Annotated in this window: 19 protein-coding genes; 17 read left to right on the forward strand and 2 right to left on the reverse strand. The window is 61.2% G+C overall.

The annotated features are described in order from the left end of the window. The first annotated feature begins 6 nt into the window (after positions 1-6). The 5 genes from CXY72_RS02730 to CXY72_RS02750 are packed head-to-tail and all read left to right on the forward strand — an operon-like array spanning position 7 to position 5,148. On the forward strand, positions 7-249 hold the full coding sequence (locus tag CXY72_RS02730; protein WP_104126184.1) for a biotin/lipoyl-containing protein: 243 nt from the start codon (positions 7-9) through the stop codon (positions 247-249). Between the two features lie 38 nt (positions 250-287). Continuing rightward, on the forward strand, positions 288-2,012 hold the full coding sequence (locus CXY72_RS02735; protein ID WP_104126185.1) for a glycerol-3-phosphate dehydrogenase/oxidase: 1,725 nt from the start codon (positions 288-290) through the stop codon (positions 2,010-2,012). Beyond that, a complete protein-coding gene (locus tag CXY72_RS02740) occupies positions 2,009-3,568 on the forward strand; it encodes a glycerol kinase GlpK (RefSeq protein WP_104126186.1) in 1,560 nt (519 codons plus the stop codon). Before CXY72_RS02735 ends, CXY72_RS02740 begins: the two co-directional genes overlap by 4 nt. 36 nt (positions 3,569-3,604) lie before the next feature. Next, entirely contained in the window at positions 3,605-4,477 is an 873-nt protein-coding gene (locus tag CXY72_RS02745) for a class II fructose-bisphosphate aldolase (protein WP_199183929.1), read from the forward strand. Beyond that, complete coding sequence (locus tag CXY72_RS02750) at positions 4,477-5,148, forward strand: 2-oxo acid dehydrogenase subunit E2 (RefSeq protein WP_104126187.1); 672 nt, start codon at positions 4,477-4,479, stop codon at positions 5,146-5,148. The genes CXY72_RS02745 and CXY72_RS02750 overlap by 1 nt, the downstream gene beginning before the upstream one ends. Positions 5,149-5,218: 70 nt before the next feature. Here the strand turns inward: CXY72_RS02750 and CXY72_RS02755 are convergent, their stop codons facing one another. Further along, positions 5,219-6,187: a sugar-binding transcriptional regulator gene (locus CXY72_RS02755; RefSeq protein ID WP_104126188.1), complete on the reverse strand. Its 969-nt coding sequence runs from the start codon at positions 6,185-6,187 to the stop codon at positions 5,219-5,221. Positions 6,188-6,635: 448 nt separating this feature from the next. On the opposite strand from CXY72_RS02755, the gene CXY72_RS19140 reads away from it, so the two are divergent. Continuing rightward, complete coding sequence (locus tag CXY72_RS19140; protein WP_158252447.1) at positions 6,636-7,190, forward strand: hypothetical protein; 555 nt, start codon at positions 6,636-6,638, stop codon at positions 7,188-7,190. Positions 7,191-7,245: 55 nt separating this feature from the next. Here the strand turns inward: CXY72_RS19140 and CXY72_RS02765 are convergent, their stop codons facing one another. Then, complete coding sequence (locus tag CXY72_RS02765; protein WP_104126190.1) at positions 7,246-8,193, reverse strand: 3-keto-5-aminohexanoate cleavage protein; 948 nt, start codon at positions 8,191-8,193, stop codon at positions 7,246-7,248. Positions 8,194-8,407: 214 nt separating this feature from the next. Between CXY72_RS02765 and CXY72_RS02770 the strand changes: the two genes are divergently transcribed. From CXY72_RS02770 to CXY72_RS02820, 11 genes are all read left to right on the forward strand, one after another. Further along, positions 8,408-9,643: an epoxide hydrolase family protein gene (locus CXY72_RS02770; protein WP_146071027.1), complete on the forward strand. Its 1,236-nt coding sequence runs from the start codon at positions 8,408-8,410 to the stop codon at positions 9,641-9,643. Between the two features lie 174 nt (positions 9,644-9,817). Beyond that, positions 9,818-10,978 carry a sugar ABC transporter substrate-binding protein gene (locus tag CXY72_RS02775; protein ID WP_104126192.1) on the forward strand — a complete coding sequence of 387 codons (1,161 nt, stop codon included), beginning with the start codon at positions 9,818-9,820 and terminating at the stop codon, positions 10,976-10,978. 94 nt (positions 10,979-11,072) lie between these two features. Continuing rightward, positions 11,073-12,122 carry an ABC transporter permease gene (locus tag CXY72_RS02780; protein ID WP_104126193.1) on the forward strand — a complete coding sequence of 350 codons (1,050 nt, stop codon included), beginning with the start codon at positions 11,073-11,075 and terminating at the stop codon, positions 12,120-12,122. Further along, positions 12,119-13,654: a sugar ABC transporter ATP-binding protein gene (locus CXY72_RS02785; protein WP_104126194.1), complete on the forward strand. Its 1,536-nt coding sequence runs from the start codon at positions 12,119-12,121 to the stop codon at positions 13,652-13,654. The genes CXY72_RS02780 and CXY72_RS02785 overlap by 4 nt, the downstream gene beginning before the upstream one ends. Then, the gene (locus CXY72_RS02790; RefSeq protein WP_104126195.1) at positions 13,654-14,661 is read left to right on the forward strand and encodes an ABC transporter permease; all 1,008 of its coding nucleotides are present in this window, start codon (positions 13,654-13,656) and stop codon (positions 14,659-14,661) included. The genes CXY72_RS02785 and CXY72_RS02790 overlap by 1 nt, the downstream gene beginning before the upstream one ends. A gap of 19 nt (positions 14,662-14,680) precedes the next feature. Further along, positions 14,681-16,177, forward strand: coding sequence for a beta-Ala-His dipeptidase (pepD, locus tag CXY72_RS02795; RefSeq protein WP_104126196.1), 1,497 nt, complete (start codon positions 14,681-14,683; stop codon positions 16,175-16,177). A 197-nt stretch (positions 16,178-16,374) separates the two neighbouring features. Next, positions 16,375-19,077, forward strand: coding sequence for an AMP-binding protein (locus tag CXY72_RS02800; RefSeq protein ID WP_104126197.1), 2,703 nt, complete (start codon positions 16,375-16,377; stop codon positions 19,075-19,077). Between the two features lie 434 nt (positions 19,078-19,511). Continuing rightward, complete coding sequence (locus CXY72_RS02805) at positions 19,512-20,531, forward strand: aldo/keto reductase (RefSeq protein ID WP_104126198.1); 1,020 nt, start codon at positions 19,512-19,514, stop codon at positions 20,529-20,531. A 221-nt stretch (positions 20,532-20,752) separates the two neighbouring features. After that, positions 20,753-21,319 carry an RNA polymerase sigma factor gene (locus tag CXY72_RS02810; RefSeq protein WP_104126203.1) on the forward strand — a complete coding sequence of 189 codons (567 nt, stop codon included), beginning with the start codon at positions 20,753-20,755 and terminating at the stop codon, positions 21,317-21,319. Next, on the forward strand, positions 21,306-21,914 hold the full coding sequence (locus CXY72_RS02815) for a hypothetical protein (protein ID WP_104126199.1): 609 nt from the start codon (positions 21,306-21,308) through the stop codon (positions 21,912-21,914). The genes CXY72_RS02810 and CXY72_RS02815 overlap by 14 nt, the downstream gene beginning before the upstream one ends. An 84-nt stretch (positions 21,915-21,998) precedes the next feature. After that, positions 21,999-22,214: a DUF2945 domain-containing protein gene (locus CXY72_RS02820; RefSeq protein WP_104126204.1), complete on the forward strand. Its 216-nt coding sequence runs from the start codon at positions 21,999-22,001 to the stop codon at positions 22,212-22,214. Positions 22,215-22,575 lie beyond the last annotated feature (361 nt).

Raw genomic sequence — 22,575 nt, forward strand, 5'->3', positions numbered from 1 at the left:
ATCCAAATGGCGCGTATAGATGTGTTGCTTCCCCAGTGGGGAATGGGAATGAGTGAAGGGGCAATCGTCGAGTGGCTCAAGAAGGTGGGCGACCACGTCGATGAAGACGAACCTCTGGCGGAGGTCGAGGCGGAGAAGGTAGAGGAAACCCTCGAGTCACCTGCCACGGGAACCCTGGTTGAGATCCTGGTCGAGGAAGGTTCCTCAGTCGAGGTCCGCACCATTCTCGCTGTGATCGAAACCGACTAAACGCGGGCCTCAACGAAAACAACGAAGGAGGAGGAGCCATGAGCGCATCTTCAGTGAACGCCGGCGACACCCGCGTACCCTACGACCTCGTCGTCGTGGGTGCTGGCATTAACGGACTCGGCATTGCGCGCGACGCTGCTGCGCGAGGCTTGCGAACCATCGTCATCGACCAGGAGGACATTTGCAGCGGCGTGTCCGCGTGGTCGGGGCGACTCATCCACGGTGGTCTCCGATACCTGGAGCATAAGGACTTCGCTCTGGTGCGCGAATCCCTGAAGGAGCGCGAGCGCCTCTTCAAACTTGCTCCGCACCTGGTCAAGCCGGTGCCGCTTCTCATGCCCTTCTACGCCCGCAACAAGCGGCCGTCGTGGTTGATCCGCCTCGGCATGATCGCCTACGACGTACTCTCATGGGACAAGAAGCAACCCAATCACAGCATTCTGACGAAGCGCGCGGTGCTATCCCGCTTCACCGGCATGGAACCTGCCGGACTCACCGGTTCCGCGGTCTTCATCGACGGTCAGGTTGAATATGCTGAGCGCCTCTGTGTTGAACTGGCGGTAGCAGCTCAAAGTGACGGAGCCGACATCGTCACCCACTCCCGAGTCGATGGGCTGTTGAAGTCCGATTCTCGAGTGACCGGCGTCGAGTACACCGATTCGATCACAGGAGAACGTCATTCCGTGCGCGGACGGGTGGTCATGAACGCCGCTGGACCGTGGGTCGACCGCCTGCTGGCTGATTTTGGGGGAGTCAGTTCACCCCGATTCATCGGCGGCTCCAAAGGCAGCCATATCATCGTGGCTCCCTTCCCCGGGGCGCCGCGCGACGTCGTGTACTACGAGTCGCAGGCCGATGGCCGTCTGGTCCTCGTCATACCGTGGATGGGCAGATACCTCATCGGGTGCACGGACAACCTCTACGACGAGGAGCCGGACTCTGCTCGCGCAGAACAGTCGGAAATCGACTACCTTCTCAACGAGGTCAACACTCTGGTGCCGGGCGCAAAACTGAGCACCGACGATGTTCTCTACACGTACAGCGGAGTGCGACCACTGCCCTACGCTCCGGGTGTGCCCGAATGGAAGATTCCGCGCAGCCATATCATCCACGACCACGCTGAAGACGGCGTCGAGGGCCTCTTTTCCGTCATCGGGGGTAAGCTCACGACGTTCCGGCAGCTCTCAGAAGACGCCGTCGACCTGGCGCTTCGCAGTCTGGGCGCCAAGAAGGTCAAAACAATCACTCTGACCAGCCCACTTCCTGGTGCTCGAGTCGCAAACTATGAGACGTTCTCGAAGGCGTTCATTGCGAACGGCGCTTTGCCACCGTTAGTGGCGAAGCGCCTCCTCGCTCTGTATGGAGTGCGGGCAGCGAACATAGCGGCTCTCGTGAGTAACGACGTCAGTCTTGCTGAGATCGTCGACGAGAAGTCGGGGGCTCTGGCTGCTGAAGTGGTCTTCGCCATCACTGAAGAGTTCGCTCGCACTCTCACGGACGTCATGGCGAGACGACTCCTGCTGGCGTTCGAACCGGATCACGGCATCGAGGGCGCCGAGCGGATCGCGACGATCATGGCGGCGATCAACGGCTGGGATGAAGACCGTATCCAGGATGAGATCGAGGGCTACGTTGAATGGCTCGGCCACCTGGCAGTCCCCGGCCGACCCGCAGCGCACATTCCCGTTCGCGTGACATCCGGAGAACGGGAAAGTGAGTTGACCGTCGACGACGTCGCCCTCCAGAGCGGGGCGGACCTATGACAGGCCGCTATGTTCTCGCGCTCGACGAAGGGTCGAGCAGCGCGCGGGCGGTACTCGTCGATACGGACGGGCGGATCATCGCGGAGGCATCAAATTCACTCACGCCCCTTTTTCCCAACCACGGCTGGGTCGAGCTTGACCCAGCTCAGCTGTGGACTGCGATGCGGGCAGCGATCGACGAGGTCATGGCCCGGTCGGGGCTGACAGCGCGTGATATCGCAACGGTCGGGGTGACAACTCACCGGGAAACCTGTCTGATCTGGAATCGTTCTACCTCCATCCCCGTGCACAACGCGATCATGTGGTCTTCGCATCAGACCGATGAGATCGTGCAGCGCTGGTCAGACCTGGGGCTCGACGCCGAGATCCGGATGCGCACCGGCCTCCGGAACGACTCGTTTTTCTCAGCCCCCAAACTGGCGTGGTTCATCGAAAATGTTCCGGGACTCAAAGCACTTGCCGGCACGGGCGCCTACGCTGCCGGAACAGTCGACACCTGGCTGGTCTGGAACCTCACGGGCGGGCGTGAGCACGTCACCGATGCGACATCAGCGTCGCGAACGGCACTGCTCAACATCGACGAACTCATGTGGGACGACCGACTGTGCGACGTCTTCGGAATCCCACAGGAGCTTCTCCCCGAGGTGCGTGCGTCCAATTCACATTTCGGCTATCTTGACCCCAGTATTCTGCCCGGCGGCGTCGGCCATTACATCCCGATCCACGCGGTCGTCGCTGATCAACAGGCCGGGCTCTTTGGGCAGGGATGTTTCAACGAGGGTTCTGTCAAGAACACGTTTGGAACCGCTGGCGTGCTCGTCGCCAACGTCGGGAGCAGTCCACTGCTTTTGCCCGGAATGACCACCAGTGTGGCGATGAACATTCCCGGGCTCACCAGCTACGAAGTCGAAGGGGTGGTGTTCCACAGCGGGCAGACACTGCATTGGCTGCGTGACAAGATGCGCGCAGTTGGATCCATAGCGGAGATGGAGCGCATCGCAGAACGGGTCACAGATACTCAGGGCGTCTACTTTGTTCCCGCATTCGCCGGCCTCTGCGACCCTTACTGGGACAAAGACGTCCGCGCATCAATTTTTGGATTGACTCTCGACACGGGCATCGACCAAATCGTTCGCGCGGCGCTTGAAGCCATGGCCTACCAGACGCGCGACAACCTTGACGCGTTGCGCGCCGGCGGTATGAACGTGACGTCGCTGAAGGTGGATGGAAAAGCAGTCTGTAACAACTTCCTGTGCCAGTTCCAAGCAGACATCCTCGGCCTGCCGGTTGTTCGGCCGGAGGGCCTCGAACGCACCGCTCTCGGAGTCGCCTATATCGCCGGGGCAGAAATAGGTCTGTGGAACGCGCAAGATCTCGTGCGCGAGACGTGGCGCGCGGAGCGAGTATTCGAGCCTCGTATGAGCAGCGATCGTCGCGACCAGCTCTACGGCGGTTGGCAGGCCGCTGTACGGTCCGCCCGCATGATGCCACCGGCACCACCTCACCCGACTAACGGGACGGTTGAAAATTCCGTTCCGATACTGGCCGCGCACTGACGTGCTGGTCACGCAACTGAACCAATCGAGAGGATCATGATGACCACGAAGACAGCCGAAAACTATGTTGCCCGCGCCCGAGCAGGTGGCTATGCAGTAGGTGGTTTCAATATGCACAACCCCGAGACCACGCAAGCACTGATCGAAGCGTCGATTCGCGCCCAATCACCAGTGTTCCTGCAGGTCGGGCGGGCGATCGTTCCACATCTGGGCCTGGAGGCCGCGTACCTCATGACCCGTCATGAACTCGACGGTACGGGAGCGGATGCGGTCATCCACCTCGACCACGGTACCTACGACGAGGTCTTCGAAGCCCTGCGTCTCGGATTTGACTCGATCATGTTCGACGGCTCCCACTTGCCGTTCGAAGAAAACGTGAAAACTACCCGGTACGTCGTTCAGGTCGCACATTCATTCGGCGTTCCGGTGGAAGCCGAACTGGGCAGCATTCCCGATGCATCCAACGGGATCGACTGGTCGGCGCACTACACCAACGTCGACGAAGCCGAAAGATTCGTCGCGGAAACCGGTGTCGACTTCCTGGCGATCTCGGCAGGCGTGATGCACGGCATCACGTCCGGTGACCCCCTGCCCCTGGATATCGAACGAATCCAGCGCATTCGGGATGTCACGGGTGTTCCCCTCGTTCTGCACGGAGCGTCAGGAGTACCGGAGTCGGATATCAGCGCCGCGATCGCGGCTGGTGTGCACAAGCTGAACGCCGATACCGATCTGCGCCATGCCTTTCGCCGCGGTATTGAAGAGACCTGGGCCCAGGGTGACCGCCAGCTCGAAGATGCCCTGTCTGAAGGAAAGCGCCAGATGATCGAAGCGACGATCGCAAAGATGCGCGAGTACGGGTGTGCCGGCGCCTCGACGACCGCCGTCTTGACCGAAGCGCGGGCGTGATGCCGCAAGCACTCGATCTCGACGAGGGTGCGCGCACCGAGTTGAAGGGCATGCGTCGAACCGCAGCGCGGCGCATGGTCACGGCGTGGGAAGCGCCGGTGTTCCACCTCACGGTGGAGGTCGACATGACGGAGGCAGGGCGTGCCAAGGTCGTCGTACCGGGGGCGACAGTGACTGACGTGCTTGTTCGCGCAACCGCGCATGCTCTGACCGTGGTGCCGGCAGTGAATGTCCACGTCGACGGCGAAGCGGTCATATCTTTCCCCCGAGCTCACGTCGGGATAGCGGTCGCCACAGAGAAAGGTCTGACAGTACCGATTATTCACAATGCCGATCAGTTGGATCTTGAAGAGATCGCTCAGCGCAGGCGCGACATCGTCGGGCGTGCACGTTCCGGCGGACTGGGGCGCGACGATATCACCGGAGGGACGTTCACGATTTCGAATCTCGGCATGCTCGGGGTGACCCGCTTCGATGCCATCGTGAATGCGCCCCAGGCCGCGATCCTGGCGGTTGGAGCCACGATCCGCCGAAATGTCTGGACTGAGGATGGCGGGGGTTGGCGCCCGATCGCCGAACTGACCCTGACGTCAGATCACCGCGCCCTGGATGGCGCGGTTGCGGCCGAGTTCCTCGCGGCGTTGAAGACGAAACTGGAAGCGCCGCTCTAACAACGTGCATTCGTCGGTGATGGTTATAGTGACGGCGGCGGCTCGCGGTGCGGGCCGCCGCTCTGGGCGTTTACTCCTGCAAGAGTCGCTCTGCCGTTTCCATGTCCGTGATCAGGGTGTCGATCCAGTGACCGCGCAGGGCCGCGCGCACAGCCTCGTATTTCGACCTTCCACCAGCGACGGCAAATCGTCCGCCCTTGGCGGGAAGCTGGGCCAGGGTCACACCGATCACCAGGGAATCAAGCTCGCTCTCGAGCGGGATTCCGTCCGCGTCGATGAACCTGAGGTTGATCTGTCCGACGGCGCCGAGCGACTGTGCCATTGCAAATTGTTCGACTGTGAAAAAGTTGCCGCCCGGCTCCAACGGTGCATCGATATTGCAGGTACCGATACCGACAAGGGCAACGTCCAACTCATCCAACGCCGCGATCGCTTCGCGGGTGTGCGCGTCATAGCTGATCATTGCTTCACGCACTTCCGCAGAAGACAGAACGCCGGGGGCGCGGATGAACAGGGGAGTCCCACCGATCAGGTCGGCAAAGCGCTGCGTGGAACGGGTGGAATCATGCTGCAACTGTGGCGGGCCGACGTCCCCGAGCATCTCGACGATGCGAGTGGCACCGGACTTCTTTTTTTTCGACGGTTCGAGGGCGGCCACGAGTGAACGCAGCGACCGGCTCCATGACGTGAAGCCGATAGTTTTCCCTGATAACTGCATTGCCGAGAGGATGAGCGCGGCGGCCTCTCCGAGGTCTCGATTGATGCCGGCCTCATCGTTTGGATCCAGCGCCTCCACGATGTGAACCTGAGACAAGCCGTAGCGCTTCTGGAGATCTTCTTCGACCTCCGCGTGCAGTCCTTCAGGGATGACGACAATCGTTCGCACAATTTTCGCTTGCTCGGCGGCTTGAAGCAGCCGGGAAACGCGGGCCTGCGATATGCCCAAGGTCGCCGCGATCTCGATCTGTCGAATGCCGTGGGTGTAGTACATCCGCGCCACCTTTGTCATGAACCGGCGCGGTTCAAGGTCAGTAGCCACAGCTTCTCCTATCGCTCAGTTACGCAATTGTATCAAGATTCGTCAGTTGCAAGAATATCCAATTCGCTCTAGACTTCGAGTCTAGGTTAGGTCAGTTCATGGGGTGGGGAAATCGACGGATGACGATCCCACACCGGTGGCTTCAGGCTGGTCTTGATGGAACGCACCTCTCGGTGCAGGGGCGCATCCGCCAGCCGATCGAACAATCTATCGATCGCCTCTTCCCCGATTCAGATTCTGAGTCCTGCACGTGATGACGGAGGGGAACCAGAAGTTGCTCACTCGCGGTCCGAAATTATCACTGGGTCGGGTCGGCGACACAGCGCAAGACGACATCGATGAATCCTTACGCGTGCTCCGCGAGATGCAAGAAGACGCCAACCCTCAGGCTCGGATCAGGGCCTATCGCCCAATTCCCACCGTGGCATTCAGTCGACGTGAAAGCTTGATGCCTGAATTCGCCGCAGCCTCGGCGGTGGCTCGTGGGTTCGGCTTTGAGCCAGTGATCCGCCTCGCAGGGGGACGTGCAGTGGCGTACGACCAGACGTGCCTGATCGTCGATCTCATGGCCCCCTTGAAGTTCTACGGTGATCACATAGCGGCCTTTGAAGCGGGAGCTGGTTGTTTTCGGGAGGTGCTGGGCGACCTCGGCCTCGACGCTCGAGTCGGTCCCGTCGTCGGGGAATACTGTGCGGGGGACCATAGCGTCAACGCGCGAGGGCAGGTGAAGGTCGTGGGAATCGCTCAGCGCGCCATGCATAGTGCCAGGCTGCTCACCGCTTGTATCGTGCTGGAAAAACCCGAGCGACTGCGGCCGGTCGTCGACGCGGTCTACGGTGCAATGAAGCTGGACTGGTCGCCTTCGAGTTTGGGGAGCATCCGCGGCGAGGGGGTCCAGGGGACAGTCGACGAAATCGTGCATGCGCTTGTGACCGGGCTCCAACAACGACACTCGGAATGGGCGTTTCCGCGGGTAACTCATACTGACGATGCTCGTGCGTAAATAGTCGCGCATTCGAGCGCAGGGGGCTGCGCGAAATACTCCCGTCAATTGTGCATCATCGAATGTTGTACAGAGCCCTCGCCTCGTCCGGCGTTGCTATGGGCCGGCCGACTTCCCTGGCGATTTCCTGGGCCTGCTGCAGCAGCTCCAGGTTCGTCGGATTGCGAGCCGGATCATAAAACAGTTCCAGGCCGGTCTTGATGTGGCCCCCGAGCTCGATCGCCCTGCGGAGGATCGAGGTGTCGTCGAGGGCGCCCTGACCCCAGATCGAGATGTACCAGGGGTGTGTGACTTTCGCTTCCTCGATCATCCAGAGGTAGTAGTACAGGCTCTCGAGACTTGGCTTCATACCGTTCGTTCCGATGGGATCTGTGGCAGTGAGACCGTAATCCCCGATGAGGTAGAAATCCCACATGGAGCCTGGCGTAGAGAGTCCCTTGTTGACGTAGTGCATGGCGTGGCGAAGATGGCCTGGTTCGTAGACGCCGAAGACCATGGGAGTGCCGTGCGCCCGCAGCATCCTGATTTGACTGCCAACGCGTTCGTAGTTGAACCCGAATTCGGGGCCGGCGAGGTATCCCTCGGCATCCGTTTCTGTAGCGAATAGGGTGAGCCCGGTGTCGACACAGGCAATCCGAACGTTTGCCTTCTCGACGAGGAAGGGGACGTGCTGAAGGCCGTTCTCGTCGCCTTTGAGACGGAGGTTGTTGCAGGTCGTGGGGTACCAGGTGATGTCAGGGTGCTTCTGCAACACCTTGTCCCAAGTGCGCATGTAGTCCTTGTACGCATCTTTGCCCATGAGGTCGAAACTGGTGTTGTGGGCGTGGATCGCACCGGCTCCGGCTTCCCAGCAGCGAATTGCGTCTTCCGCAATCTCGTCGTAGGAAATCGGGGTGTTCGGGTTCATTTCTTTCGTACGAATGCCGTTGATATGAGACTCGATTATGACTGGGTAGTCCCAGTTGGGCTTCATATCCGCATACTTGTCGAGGGCAGTGACCATGGTTCACTTCTCTTTCTCGAGATGATTGCATCCGAAACGGTCTAGTGCTTCGTCCAAACCGGACGACGATGCTTGGGCCCGGTTCGCCTGTACCTTCCGGGCTGCCGCGATTCGTTGACAGATGGACTGCGGATGAGATATAAAATGAATATACACGCAGTCACTGAATAAAAAAATACCCCGCGTGTGCGACACGGAACAAGGAGGTTCTAGTTTGTTGGACTCGTTTGATGTTCGTCCGTACGAGATCCGCATCCCCGACGCGGATCTTGACGACATGATGGAGCGGCTGAAACGGACTCGATTCCCCCAGGACTTTGGGAACGAAGACTGGCGCTATGGCTACAATACCCAGTACCACCGCACCCTCATCGACTACTGGATCAATGAGTACGACTGGCGCGCTGTCGAGCGTCAGATGAACGAACTCCCACACTTCAAGGTCGACGTGATGGGCGTTCCCCTGCACTTCATCCATGTACGTGGCAAAGGAACCAATCCGAAGCCGCTGCTTCTCCACCATGGCTGGCCGTGGACTTTCTGGGACGTCCGCAAGATCATCGAACCTCTCACGGATCCGGTTAAATTCGGCGGCGTGGAGTCTGACTCCTTTGATGTGGTTCTCATCTCCCTGCCCGGCTATGGGTTCTCCTCGCCGCTCACAGAGACAGGGTGGAATTTCTGGAAGACCGCTGATCTTGAGAACGTACTCATGAAGCAGATCCTCGGGTATGACCGCTACGCCACCGCGGGAGGGGATTGGGGTGCGCTGATCGCACAGCAGCACGGGCATAAGTACGAGTCCGACGTCATCGGCGTCTATACGCACTTTCCCGCGCAGATGTCGCACTATCTCGCACAACATCCCGACCAACCCGAGGGCATCGAGTACGACTCCGCTTTGGGATTGCCGGCGGCGAGCGAGTACTCTGCTGACGAATCCGGCTGGTTCGATCGGGGAAAGTTGTTCGTCGAGAATGAGAGCGGCTACGGTGAGCTCCAATTGACGAAGCCACAGACGCTCGCGGCGCTCGTCACCGACTCACCTGCAGCCCAGCTGGCCTGGATCACCGAAAAGCGGTACTTCTGGGGCCTCGCGGAACGCGGTAGCGGCACAGAGGCATTTGAGAGTGTCTGGCCCAAGGACGACCTGATCACGACCGCCGCGGTGTACTTCCTCACCGGAACAGGCGGAACGTCCTCCCGGTACTACTGGGAATGCCGAGGAAACCCGTGGACTCCGAGTCACAACCGATTCCCGGTCGTGGGAGTACCGACCGCCGTGTCGATCTACCCGGGCGAGATATACAAGCCGCCGAAAACCTGGACGGAGAAATACTTCAACCTTCAGCAATACCGGGTTCATCAGAGCGGTGGGCACTTCGCTCCTTTGGAGGAACCGGAAATCTACGTGACCGACGTCCGTGATTTCTTCCGCACTTTGCACTGATGCACGCTTTGCCGGAGCCCAATTCTAACGAATCGGTTACAGGTGAACTATCAAGCGAAATGGTCTTGTGTGCGCGCCTCATCGCCTCTATCCTCACAATGAATCAAAAATGCCTTATTGAATAAAGATGCACGGGACGTAGTCCAAGCCTCACTCACCAACAAGGAGTCAAAGATGTCTCTGAAACACAATCGCGGTGCGCTCGTTCGATTCGCCGCTATCGCCGCTGTCGCTGCGCTCGCACTCGCCGGGTGCACGTCGACCGCGAGTGGAGCTGGCGGATCTTCTTCCTCCGGCCCCATTGCCAAGGAGGACCTGGTCCTCGTCGCCTCTGTCATCAACACAACCAACCCCTACTTCATCGCCAATATTGAGGGGGCGAAGGCGCTGTCCAAAAAACTGGACATTCCGCTCGAGATCATCGACTCGCAGGGCTCGTCGCAGACTGAAATCTCAAAGATTCAGGCAATTCTGGCGCAGGGCAAGAAGGTCGTGATGTTCGTCAACACCGTCGCGAGTTCGGACACCCCGACGATCGTGGACGCTGTGAAGCGTGCCGGCGGCTACGTGTCGATCTGGTGGAACAAGCCGGACAATTTCGAGCCCTGGGACTCGGGCAACAATTTTGTGGCCTTCCAGAAGCACCCCGGCGTGGACTCGGGCCGCTGCAACGCTCAGGCGATCGGTGATGCGCTCGGCGGTAAGGGCAACGTCATCATGTTCCCCGGCGTCCAGGACAGCACAACGAGCCAGACGCGTGTTGCCGGCTTTGAAGCTGAAATGCGTGAAAACTACCCAGGGATCAAGATTCTCGAGAACCAGCCCTCGAATTGGGACCCGCAGCTCGCGAATCAGAATGCCAAGGACTTGATTGCAAAGTACGGAGACCAGATCAATGGTGTCTGGAGCGCCGACGACGGCATGCAGCTCGGTGCGATCCAGGCCTTCGACGACGCGGGTTTGCTGGACAAGGTGAAGTTCGCCTCTGACGGCCTGTACCCCGACACGGTGGCACTGATGGAGAAAGGCTATGGCAACAACGCCATCGTCGGCGAGACCTTCCACCGCGGCTACATGGCCTCCGCTATCGGTCTGTATACGGCCTACCTGGCAGCGACCGGAGAAATCGTTCCGTCTGAACTGCCCAAGGAAAAGCGCACGAGTTTTTTCGACATCAAGTGTGTGACGCCCGAAACCCTGGGGGACTACCTAAAGTACGACACCCCCACCGCTGCAGCTGATTTCGTCGACCAGCTCGTCGAGAAGGGCCCGTGGGACACCGAGCCGGCAACTCTGATCGGCGGCGGTGGACCCGAAGTCCTGCCCAAGCCGTAGCATTGCGGCCACCTGATCCGGCCCTCGTCTGATCGACGAGGGCCGGATCAGGTACATCACCATTATGTGATCGGTATCAACGAGGAGATTTCTCATGGTTCACAAAGTCTTGTCGGAACAGGGCGCGGGGAGCATAACCACCACCGCGATCAGGATCCGCGAGTCCGGCATCGAGCGCCGCGCTCGGTTTCGCGGTCTCGCCGAGCCGTTGAGTTTACTCGTGGCCCTTGCCGTTCTTATCGGTGTGTTCTCCCTACTCAATGAACGTTTTCTGACCACGTCCAACATCCAAAACGTGCTCACCCAGTCCGCCATCCCCTTGATTGTGGCCGTGGGAGCGACTTTAGTCATTCTCCTCGGCTCCATCGACTTGTCAGTGGAGGGAGTCATGGGGGCAACCGGGATGACCTGGATACTCCTGAGTAATAACTCGCGCGGGGGAGCGGACCTGGGGCCGTGGGCTTGGGTTATCGCCCTCGGCGTAGCCCTCCTGCTCGGAATCGCCAGCGGTCTCATTTTCACCGCCCTGAAGGTTCCCTCATTTATCGTCACCCTGGGTATGTGGTACGTCGGGCTAGGGATCGCCACCATGCTCTATGGAACCGACCTTCTCCCTCGTCTGCAAGACGAAGGGCTCAAGGGCTGGACCTCGCGAATAAGTTTTGGCCTTCCTAATTCCTTCTGGGTGGCGCTGCTCGTCATCGGGCTGGGCATACTCGTTCTGCGCAGCACCCGGATCGGCCGTGTGACCCTTGCCATTGGAAACAGCGAGACGATCGTTCGCTCGGCGGGCCTTCCTGCTTTCCCTGTGAAGGTCGCCGTCTTTGCCATCGCCGCTGTACTGAGTGGACTCGGCGGTATCCTCGCTACTGTTCAACTCGACATCGGGTCGCCCACAGTCGGCTCCGGAGTGCTCTTCATCGTCATCCCTGCAGTTGTCATCGGAGGAACTCACCTCGCCGGCGGCAAAGGGGGGATCCTGCGCACCGTATTGGGCGTATTCCTCCTGACGATCCTTAACAACGGGCTCATCCTCTCCGGCGTTGAGTCGAGCTATCAGTCGGCCGTCACCGGCGCGATCCTGGTCGCAGCCATTGTGTTCGCCGCATGGTCGCAGCGTGACAGATTGCGGGTGGCGAAGTGAGCAACCTGACCACAACTCCTGCAGTGCTTCACCTGAACAATGTCTCCAAAAGCTTTGGATCTAACCGTGCCGTTCGTGGAGTGTCCCTGAGTATCCAACCCGGTGAGGTTATCGGACTTATCGGCGAGAACGGCGCGGGCAAGTCCACGCTGCTGAAGATCTTGTCGGGCAACTATCGGCACGATGAAGGAACAATCGCGGTCAACGGACGGGAAGTCCAGTTCCGCGGGCCAGCTGATGCCCTACGCGCGGGGATCGGTGTCGTTCACCAGGAGCAATCACTATTCACGAATCTCACTATTGCCGAAAATATTGAGGTGAACACCCCAATCGGCCGGGGCGGTGTCAACCGGCTGGGGCTCTACAACTGGCGACGCCTCTACGCGGACGCGGCACAGGCTCTCGACCTGATCGGATCGCACTTGAATCCGAAGACGCGGGTCAGCGACCTCTCGTTCGTTGATCGCCAGATGGTCGAAATCGCCCGGGCGATCCGGGTGAGTGCCGCCAGTCACACGACTCCTCTCGTGATCCTCGACGAACCGACCGCGATTTTAGAGAGGACGGAGACCGCGATTTTGGAGAGGGAAATCTCCAAGCTTCGCGATATCGGCTCGGTGATCTTCGTCTCGCACCGACTCGACGAGGTGATGCGGATTTGCGATCGCGTCGTCGTCATGCGCGACGGTGAATTGATCGCCGACCGCACCGTCGATGACGTAACCGAAGAGGAACTGTTCCGTCTCATGGTCGGTCGGGAAACTCACGCTGCCGTTCGAAGTCGGCGCAGTATCGATCCGGCGAATAGTCCAGTCATCTCGATCCACGACCTCACCCGGGCAGGCTCCTACGCGGATGTGTCGATCGATGCCTACCCCGGCCGGGTCCTGGCCATTCTGGGTACCAGCGGCTCCGGCCGCGAGTCCGTGGCGCGAGCGATATTCGGCGCCGAAGGCTTCGATTCCGGATCGGTGTCGATCGCGGGCTATTCCGGGCGCCAGTTGACCATCAAGAAGGCCGTTGCTCTTGGTGTGGGCTACGTTCCCGCGGAGCGCAAGACAGAGGGAATGGTGGGGGAAATGCCGGCGGATCAAAACATCACGCTCACGCATCCCGGCTCCGCAGCCCTCGGGCCGTTCGAGCTTCCCCGGCGCAGGCTGTCTCTGGCACGTGCGTGGTTTGAGAAGCTCGACATCCGGCCTCGCGAGCCGGGGCACACGCTGCAGGACTTCTCTGGCGGCAACCAGCAGAAGGTCGTCCTCGCCAAGTGGTTGAACTCCTCGCATCTGAAGGCCCTCGTGCTGGACCATCCGCTTCGAGGCCTCGACCCGGGCGCGGCCGAAACAGTGAATGCGCAGATTCGGTCGGTATGCGATGAAGGAACCGCGATCATCCTCATTCCCGACACGATCGATGAGGCGCTAGACATCGCCGACGACATCGTGGTGATGCGAGACGGCCGGATCTCAGGCGTCTTCGACCTCGGGCACGACAATCCCGCGACCCTGGACCTGCTCGAAAGGATGCTGTGATGACCAAGATTGACAGCGAGAGAACGAAGGTCGCCGTCCCTGCCCGCGGAAAGATGCCGTCCGTGAAGCGCATCGGAGGCTGGCATGCGATTGGCCCGATCGTCATCTTCCTCGCGATACTCGTCGTCGTTGCCATCCTCACGCCGGCCTTCATCGGGAGTGGAGGACTGGCGATAATCGCGTCGTCGTCGGCCCCTATCCTTTTGCTGGCACTCGGGCAGGCCATGGTGCTCAACGTCGGGTCGATCGACCTGTCGAATGCCGCGATTGGCCTGCTGGGAGCAATCCTGCTCGCGCTCACACTTGGGCCCGTAGCGGGACTATCGCCGGTAATCGTGCTCCTGGCCACGACCGCTTTCGGAGCCGTGAACGGTTTGATCGTCGCCTACGCGCAGGTACCGTCCTTCGCCCTGACACTGGGCACGCTGGGAATCTTTCAGGCAGTCGCGCTCGTGGCCAGCGGCCGGACGACCGTCTACGTCGCCAGTAACGGGGAAGGCGTTCACGCGCTGTACGAAAGCGGAATCGCGAATGTGCCGATGACGTTCTGGATGGGCGTGTGTCTTGCGGTCTTTCTCTGGGTGCTTTTGCGCTATACCCGCATCGGCCGCGGAATGACGGCCATCGGCAAGAACGAGTCGGCCGCGATCTTCTCTGCGGTTCGTACCCGGTCCCTCAAGGTGCTGGCCTTCGCGCTCTCGGGGTTCGCCGCCGGACTCGCCGGCATCGCGATCATCGCCCAGGCGGGGTCTGCGTCACCCACAGGGCTGGGAAGCGACCTGCTGCTTCCCGCCATCGCCGCAGCTCTGATCGGAGGAACGTCGATCTCCGGAGGTGTCGTCAATCCGCTCACGGTAATTTTCGGAGCGTTGACCGTTGCCCTGGTTCCCATCGCGACGACCGCAGTCGGCATCGACGCTCAGGCCCAGAGCTTGGTCTACGGCGCGGTCATTATCGGGGTAGTTGCCCTCACCATGTCGCGCAACAAATCAAGCATTGTCAAGTAACAAACGAGAGGGATCACATATGTCTGCAGTGGACGTCCTAGAAGCGACCAACTCTGGCGTGCTCAGAGACCTCGAACCCCGCGAGGTATTTCGATTCTTCGAAGTGCTCACGGGCATCCCGCGAGGGTCAGGGAACGAGAAACAGGTCGCCACCTGGGTCGTGGATTTCGCGCGATCGCTCGGACTCGAGGCGACCCAGGATGACCTGCACTGCGTACTCGTCAAAAAGCCGGGGCAGGGAGGCCTGGAGAAAGCAGCGCCGCTCATCCTGCACGGCCACCTGGATATGGTCTGCGAAAAGGCCGAAGGTGTCGAATTCGACTTCGTGAACCAACCGTTGAGCCTCGTCGTCGACGGCGAGTACATCTCGGCAACGGGAACGTCTCTGGGGGCGGACAACGGAATCGGAGTGTCCTACATCCTCGCACTGCTGGAATCGACGGACATTCCTCATCCGCCGCTGGAGGCAGTGCTCACAGCCATGGAAGAGAAGGGAAAGGTGGGGGCCGGACAGTTCAACGTCACGCAACTCGCTGGGCGCCGCATGATCGACTTCAACTGGATCACCGACGAAGAGATCCTCGCGGGGTGCAGCGGAGACGTGACGTTCACAATCGATGTCCCGGGGGAGTTCGAACCGATACCGACTACCTTGACCCGCGCGCGCTCGCTGGAGGTGCACGGGCTCAATGGTGGTCACTGCGAATTCGACATTCAGTTGGAGCGGGCGAACGCCCTGCAGGTGCTGGCCCGCGCGGTTCACAGGCTGTCCGGTACGCACGAGGTGCGCATTTCCGATCCGTTTGGCGGTGCTCAAAATAGTGCGATCCCGGCCGATGCATCCGCTGTCATCGTCTTTAATGACGCGGACACGGATTCGATCGAGGCTCTCATCGCCGAGCTCGATGTACATCTCAAGAGTGAATACCAGATTTCTGACCCCGCCATTCGCGTCGAACTGAAGAACGCGATACGTCCTAATGTCGCATTTTCGCATGCCGCCGGACTCCGGCTCATGACCGTTTTGCGGCTTATCCCGCAGGGGGTGGTCAGCTGGAATCTGCACGTCCCCGGTCGTGTGGAAACGTCGAACAATGTCGGAACGTTGCGACCGACGGCTGACGGTGCACGGATCATGTCGACGGTCACGTCGGCCCTGACCACGAGGAAACACGAGTTGATCGAGCGAGTACAAGCGCTCGTGGCGCTCGCCGGCGGTGGTGTCGTCTGTGAGCTCTACGGCCTGGACGCGCCGGAGTTTCCGTATCGTCCGCAATCCCAACTCCTGGCCACGGCATCCGCGGCCTACCGTGACGTGCTCGGCAAGGAGCCCAACGTCGAGGTGTCTCAGTGCTCACTTGAGCTCGGTATGTTCAGCAGAAGGGTGCCCGTCGCCGATATTATCTCGATCGGCACCGAGCTTCAGGCCCTGCATTCTGCCGCGGAGAGGGTGAATCACAAGTCCGTGGCACGTGTCTGGCCGCTGATCAAGATGGTCGTTTCGCGACTGGGATAGGCACGGATGGTGCAGGGGCAACGAGGTTGCGGGCCATTCCCGCCTGTCACACAGAGAACGCGATTCTGCGACGCGAAGATGACTCAGGGCGGCCGCCCGACTTGACCTCGACGATCGGGTTGTGAAGACGGAGGACTGTAGACGCATTTAGGTTATCCTTACCTAACAAGCTCCTACGTATCGTTCGAAAGTGTTCCGTGTTCCAGTCCGTTCCCGCTCCACGACTCAGGCTCCTCAATGGCGCTGACGAGGACATCGCCTTCGTCACTGGCAGTGGAACCGTCAGCTATTCCCAGGTGGCCCAGCTGGCCGCTGCACGTCGACACGAGCTGGGCAGTGTGCGGCGACTGGTGATGCTGGAGGCGACCAACGCCGTCGAGTCGATCGTCACGTACCTTGCAGCGTTGGAAGGCGGACACCCCGTACTTCTAGTCCCGCCGGGTGACGACGAAGCATCGCGGACTCTTCGTACGTCGCTCGTCGACCGGTTCAATCCTGATGTCCTTTTTGCCGGCAGTGGGGGTGACGCGGCTCTGCAGGAGATACGGCCCGGCTCCGCGCACAGCTTCGCTGATGACCTCGCTCTGCTGGTGAGCACGTCCGGGTCGACCGGGACGCCCAAACTCGTGCGTTTATCGCGACAGAACGTGTTGAGCAATGCACACGCCATAACGTCATATCTGCGTCTTACCCCCGCTGACCGGGCAGTGACCACGCTCCCATTGCATTACTGTTACGGGCTCTCCGTGGTGAACAGTCATCTCGTGGCGGGAGCGAGCGTTGTCCTCACTGAACGGTCAGTAGCCGACGCGGCGTTCTGGGACGAGGCCGCGATGCACCGGATCACCTCCATCGCTGGCGTCCCGTATACCTTCGAGCTTCTCGAGGCGGGCCAGTTCACTGATCGGTTGCCCGCGAGCATCCGCTACCTCACCCAAGCCGGTGGCCGCCTCGCTCCCGACGCGGTGCGCCGCTTTGCGCACCTCGGGGAACGTCGCGGATTCCAATTCTTCGTTATGTACGGGCAGACAGAGGCAACCGCGCGCATGGCGTACGTCCCCGCGGAGTTCGCCTCCCATTCCGCTGGCACAATCGGCCGCGCCATCCCAGGCGGTCACCTACGCATCGATGCTGCGCCGGGAACGGATGTCGGCGAGCTGGTCTACCAGGGCCCCAACGTCATGCTCGGTTACGCAGAAACACCCGCAGATTTCGCCCTCGGGCGCACCGTCCACGAGCTTCGCACCGGCGATCTTGCCCGGCACCGCGACGACGGCATGTTCGAGGTCGTGGGCCGGCTGAACCGTTTTGTGAAGGTGTACGGACTCCGGGTCGACCTCGATTCCGTTCAACGACTCCTTACCCAGGAGGGATTCGAAGCCCGTACCGCGAGCACCGGAGAAGACGTCCTCGTATTCGTCCGAGCGGCCCGCTTCGTTGACCGCGCACGAATCCGCGCCGCTGCACTACTCGGCATTCCCGCTCACGCGATACGTGTCTACTCGATCAGTGAGTTTCCGCATACGGTCACTGGCAAGCCCGATTTTGCCGCGCTCGTGCGGTATGCCGAAATGATTGACGCTCACAAGGCGTCGATAGGGGTGAACGGCGGGCAGGGCGCAACTGCCGACATGATTCGTGACCTGTTCATCGTGTTTCTCGAGCGACCCGATGCCACGATCAACGACTCGTTCGCCGGGCTTGGTGGGGATTCATTGAGCTACGTTGAGGTGACCTTGCGGCTGGAAGATTTGCTCGGGACCCTGCCACGAAATTGGCCCAGCCAATCGGCTCAGACCCTCGTTTGCTTGGCCGAAGGATCTTCCCCCCATGCTGATCGCACTGTTCCGGGCGAATCGGAGAAACGAAAAGCGGCGACAGGCAGGGGATGGTGGGACCGTTTTTCCCGAGTAGAAACTCCCGCCGTACTTCGCGCTGTGGCTATCGTGCTGATCGTTGCCACCCATGCCGATCTGATCACACTGCAGGGCGGCGCGCATCTGCTGCTCGCCGTCGCCGGGTACAACCTTGCCAGGTTCCAGCTTGCCAACGTGGCGGGGGCGACGCGCGTTCGCCGCCTGTTCACGAGCGCAGCCCAAATCGCGGTTCCGGCCGTGCTGTGGATCGGTGCCGTCGCGGTGTTCACCGGCAAGTACACCTGGACCACCACTTTGTTGGTCAACAATATTGTTCCCGGCGACGGTAGCTGGAACGAGCAATGGCAATTCTGGTTCCTCGAAGCCGCCGTGTGGACAATACTCGGCTTGGCGGCCATGTTCCTCATTCGCCCAATCGATCGTCTTGAGCGCCGACATCCCTGGATGTTTTCCGTTGCTCTCTTTGTGGCAGCGGTCACGCTCCGGTTCGCGCTCGTGGGGATCGAAGCTGAAGGTGTTGAACGCTACGCCGGGATCACCGTGCTGTGGTCTCTCCTGCTCGGGTGGGTCATCGCCCGGGCCGACAGCCGGGGAAAGCGACTGGCAGTGTCCGTGGCGGCGATCGTCGCCACGGCCGGTTTCTTCGGGGATCCAGCGCGCGAAGCGGTTGTAGTGGGCGGAATACTGTTATTGATCTGGGCACAGCAGCTACGAATACACCGGGTTCTCGTGCCGGCCGTGCGACTTCTGGCCAGCGCATCCCTGTTCATCTACCTCACCCACTGGGTCGTCTACCCAGCTTGGGAGATCAGCGCTCCCTGGTTCGGAACGGTCTTGTCTCTCGCCATCGGAGTTGCGGCGTGGTACCTGTATCGCCTGGGCGGCCGAGCGCTGAATCACTCTGTCCCCACTGGTATCAGGGGCCAGAAGTTTGCTGTGTCACGCCGAGACGAATCGCCACATGCAACCGACGAAACGCCACCAGATACCAGTGCGGTACGACGCCGCAACTACTGGCGGTGACACCACCCCTGGCGTCACGTCCCGCTGAATGACGGCGTCTTTCAACACTGTGCAGGTCAGTGGTTCCAATTCGGGAGGCGCCGAAAGTGCGGTGCAAACGCTCGACTCTGCCGTTCGTCTGTGAGCGGTGGGGCAGCATGCTATCGACGTCGATGTTTGGGTCGCGACAGGTGTCGTGCTCAATGTCAGTCGAAGACTGAGCCAATATCGACGACAACCATGCGGTGGCGGCGAAGCGAAGACAGCGATCAAAGACGTCGTAGGGCTGTCTCGCCGTTTTGCAAGGCCAGGCGCACACCTGCGAACCCGGCCTCGCCAATTCCCTGACCCGAATCATGGACAATTGACCTGCGGGTCGATGCCGACAGGGAAGCATTCGTCGGCGTTTTCGGCCACGCTCTCCGCTTTCGTCGCTTTAGAAAGGTCACCCAAGTATGAAGTACACCACCCTCGGACGCTCCGGGCTGGCCGTTTCCTCGCTCGCGTTGGGAACGATGACTTTCGGCGCCGAAACTGACGCCGAGCAGGCGCATGCCCAGCTGGATCTATACACGGAGGCCGGCGGCACCATGCTCGAGACCGCCGATGTGTACAGCAGTGGACAGTCGGAGGAGATCGTTGGTGAATGGCTGCGCGGCCAAAGTGCGCTCGCGCGGAACCGACTCGTGATTGCGGGCAAGGGGCGGTTTCCCGTCGGCGTGGACCCGCGCGATTCCGGCACGTCGCGCCGGCACTTGCGGCGCGCGCTCGACGGCACGTTGCGGCGGCTGGGCGTCGACCACATCGACCTGTATCAGGTGCATTCGTGGGACCCCATAACCCCGCTTGATGAGACCCTCGGGTTTCTTGAATTTGCGGTTCAGTCGGGCAAAATTAGTTACGCCGGCCTCTCAAACTTCCTTGGCTGGCAGATTGCTCAGGCAGCGTCGGCCGCTCGCGGACGGTTCCCGCTCATCTCAATGCAGCCGCAATACAATCTGCTGGCGCGCGAGGTGGAGTGGGAGATCTTGCCTGCCTGCGAAGCCAACGGCCTAGGGGTGCTTCCGTGGTCGCCCCTCGGTGGCGGCTGGCTGGCTGGCAAGTACTCACAGCACCAGCGCCCCTCCGGCGCGACTCGCTTGGGCGAGGATCCCCAGCGCGGCGTCGAGGCCTACGACCTGCGCTCCGCTCAGGCGAGAACGTGGCGTGTACTCGAGGCGCTGCAAGGTCTCGCTGACGTTCACAGTCAGTCGATGTCGCGTATCGCACTGGCCTGGTTGAGTGCGCAACCGGCGGTCAGCTCGGTCATTCTCGGCGCACGCACCACCGAGCAGCTTGCTGACAACCTCGGCAGCGTCGACGTCACGCTCACCGCAGTGGACCTTGCAACGCTCAACACAGCAAGCGACCCGGAGCCCTCGGCGTGGCCGTACGGCGAAGCGGGACGCGATCAGCGCTCCCGCATGCTCGACTAGATGTAGAAGCCCGCAATTGGCCGGTTCATTTTCGGCGCGCTTTCCACTGCCCTGACAGAGTTGCCATGGCCTGCTCCAGGCGCGACTCGCCGTCCTCCTCCCGATAGTGGGTGTGAGCCTCGACTGTTGCCACGCGCGGGAAGCTGACAGGGTAAAACGGTGCGAGAGTATTTCGCCTGAAATCCCCGCGCCCGTGCCGGACAGACCTCAGTATGAGAGTTGTGACTGACACCGAGCGCGAGAAGCGGATGCGCAACCTCGTCGTGCTCGTCATCGACCCGGTCCGCCGTTACCTGCACCGCCGTACCGACGCCGCGACGGCCGACGACGTGATCGGGGACACCCTGCTGGTGTGCTGGCGCCGCCTCGACGAAGTGCCCGACGACGCCCTGCCGTGGGCGATCGTCGTCGCGCGGCAGTGCCTCAGCAACGCCCGACGTGCCGAGCGTCGCCGCACCCGTCTCATCGGCCGCATCATCGCGATCGACCCGCCACCGGCCGCTGCGGACGAGAGCCCCGCCGCATCCACCGAAGATGGCACAGCCGAGACGGCCCGGTTGACCGCAGCCCTCGCCAGCCTGCGTCGAAACGACGCCGAAATCCTGCGGCTGTGGGCGTGGGACGAATTGACGAGCCCCCAGCTTGCCGTTGTGCTCGGCATCAGCGCAAACGCAGCGGCGATCCGACTTCACCGTGCAAAGGCGCGACTCAAGCAGGAGCTACTGAAATCCGGCAACCCGACCGGACATATAACTTACGACGAAGGGAGCGAAGATGCACGACGATGACCGTGCGCTGCGCGATCAGCTGCGCGCCGCCGATCCGGCCCGCGCGCTGCCCCCTGCCTCGCCGACGTGGCTCGACCACAGAATGGAGCAGATCATGACCGACGAGTCTTCCAGCACCACGACCGTCACCCCCGAGGCGCCGCGACGCGACTTTCGGCGGTGGAGGCCGGTAATCGGTATCGCCGCCGGCCTCGCCATCGCCGCTGCGATCGTTGCGCCCCTCGTGCTCGGCGGCGCGGAACCCACCGTCGAGACGTTGCAGCCTCCCAGCGGCGGAGGCCTCGCGAGCGGCAGCTGCCTCGTGCTCGAGCCGGCGACCGTCGCGGCGCAGCAGCAGGCGTTCGCCGCGACGGTGCTGCAGATCCAGGGCAAGACCATTTTGTTGGAGGTCACGGAGCGCTTCACCGGCGACGTCGCCGACCGCGTGGAGGTAGCACAGGTTGATGCGGTGACCTCCGACTTCTCGGGCGTGCCCTTCGAGGTCGGCCAGAGCTTCCTCGTCGGCGCGGTCGATGGAACGATCACCGGCTGCGGCGTGACCGGGGCCGACAGCACCGAGCTCCGCGCGATTTACGGCGCAGCGTTCCCTGGCTGATCCAGGCCCGCACAGCAGGCGATCGCCAATAATTCCAACCCTGCCGTGCTAGCCCAGATCCCTCTCCGTCCGTATGCTTCGAGGATGACAGACTTCAGTACAGGCGACCGGGTGAGTTGGGCAACAGCTCAAGGACGAACTCAGGGGGAGATAGTCGAGAAGAAGACGAGCGACTTCGACTTTGCGGGCCACACGTTTCACGCCTCGAAAGATGAGCCAGCGTTTATCGTGAAATCTGAAAAGACGGATGCCGAAGCCGCGCACAAGGCCAGCGCCCTGCGCAAGCTGTCGCCACGTTAGAGGCAATGGAGCGTGCGACCGCTGCCCCGTCATACCCGGCCGGACTGCGATGAATATACAGCAGCACTTCCTCAACGATTCGAAACTCAGCCTTGCCCAGCGGCAAATCTAGACCTGCCGCTGGGCCGGTGCGCCAGGAACCAGCCCTGGTTTTTCGGGCGTCGGCGCATCGGCAAGGGTCACGTCCCGCTGGGTGGTGTAATTCCTCGTCACCGTGCGGATCAGTTTGTTTAGTTTAGGCGGCAGCGAGTTCGGGGAGAATCACCGCCTCGTCGATGATCTCGACGGGGTTGTTCATGGTGGTCAGCTCGAGCATCGAGGCTTCGGAGAAATAACGACGTTCGCCGGCTTCCCACTCGTC

It is taken from the genome of Cryobacterium sp. Y57, assembly GCF_002929505.1.
Taxonomy (GTDB): Bacteria; Actinomycetota; Actinomycetes; order Actinomycetales; family Microbacteriaceae; genus Cryobacterium.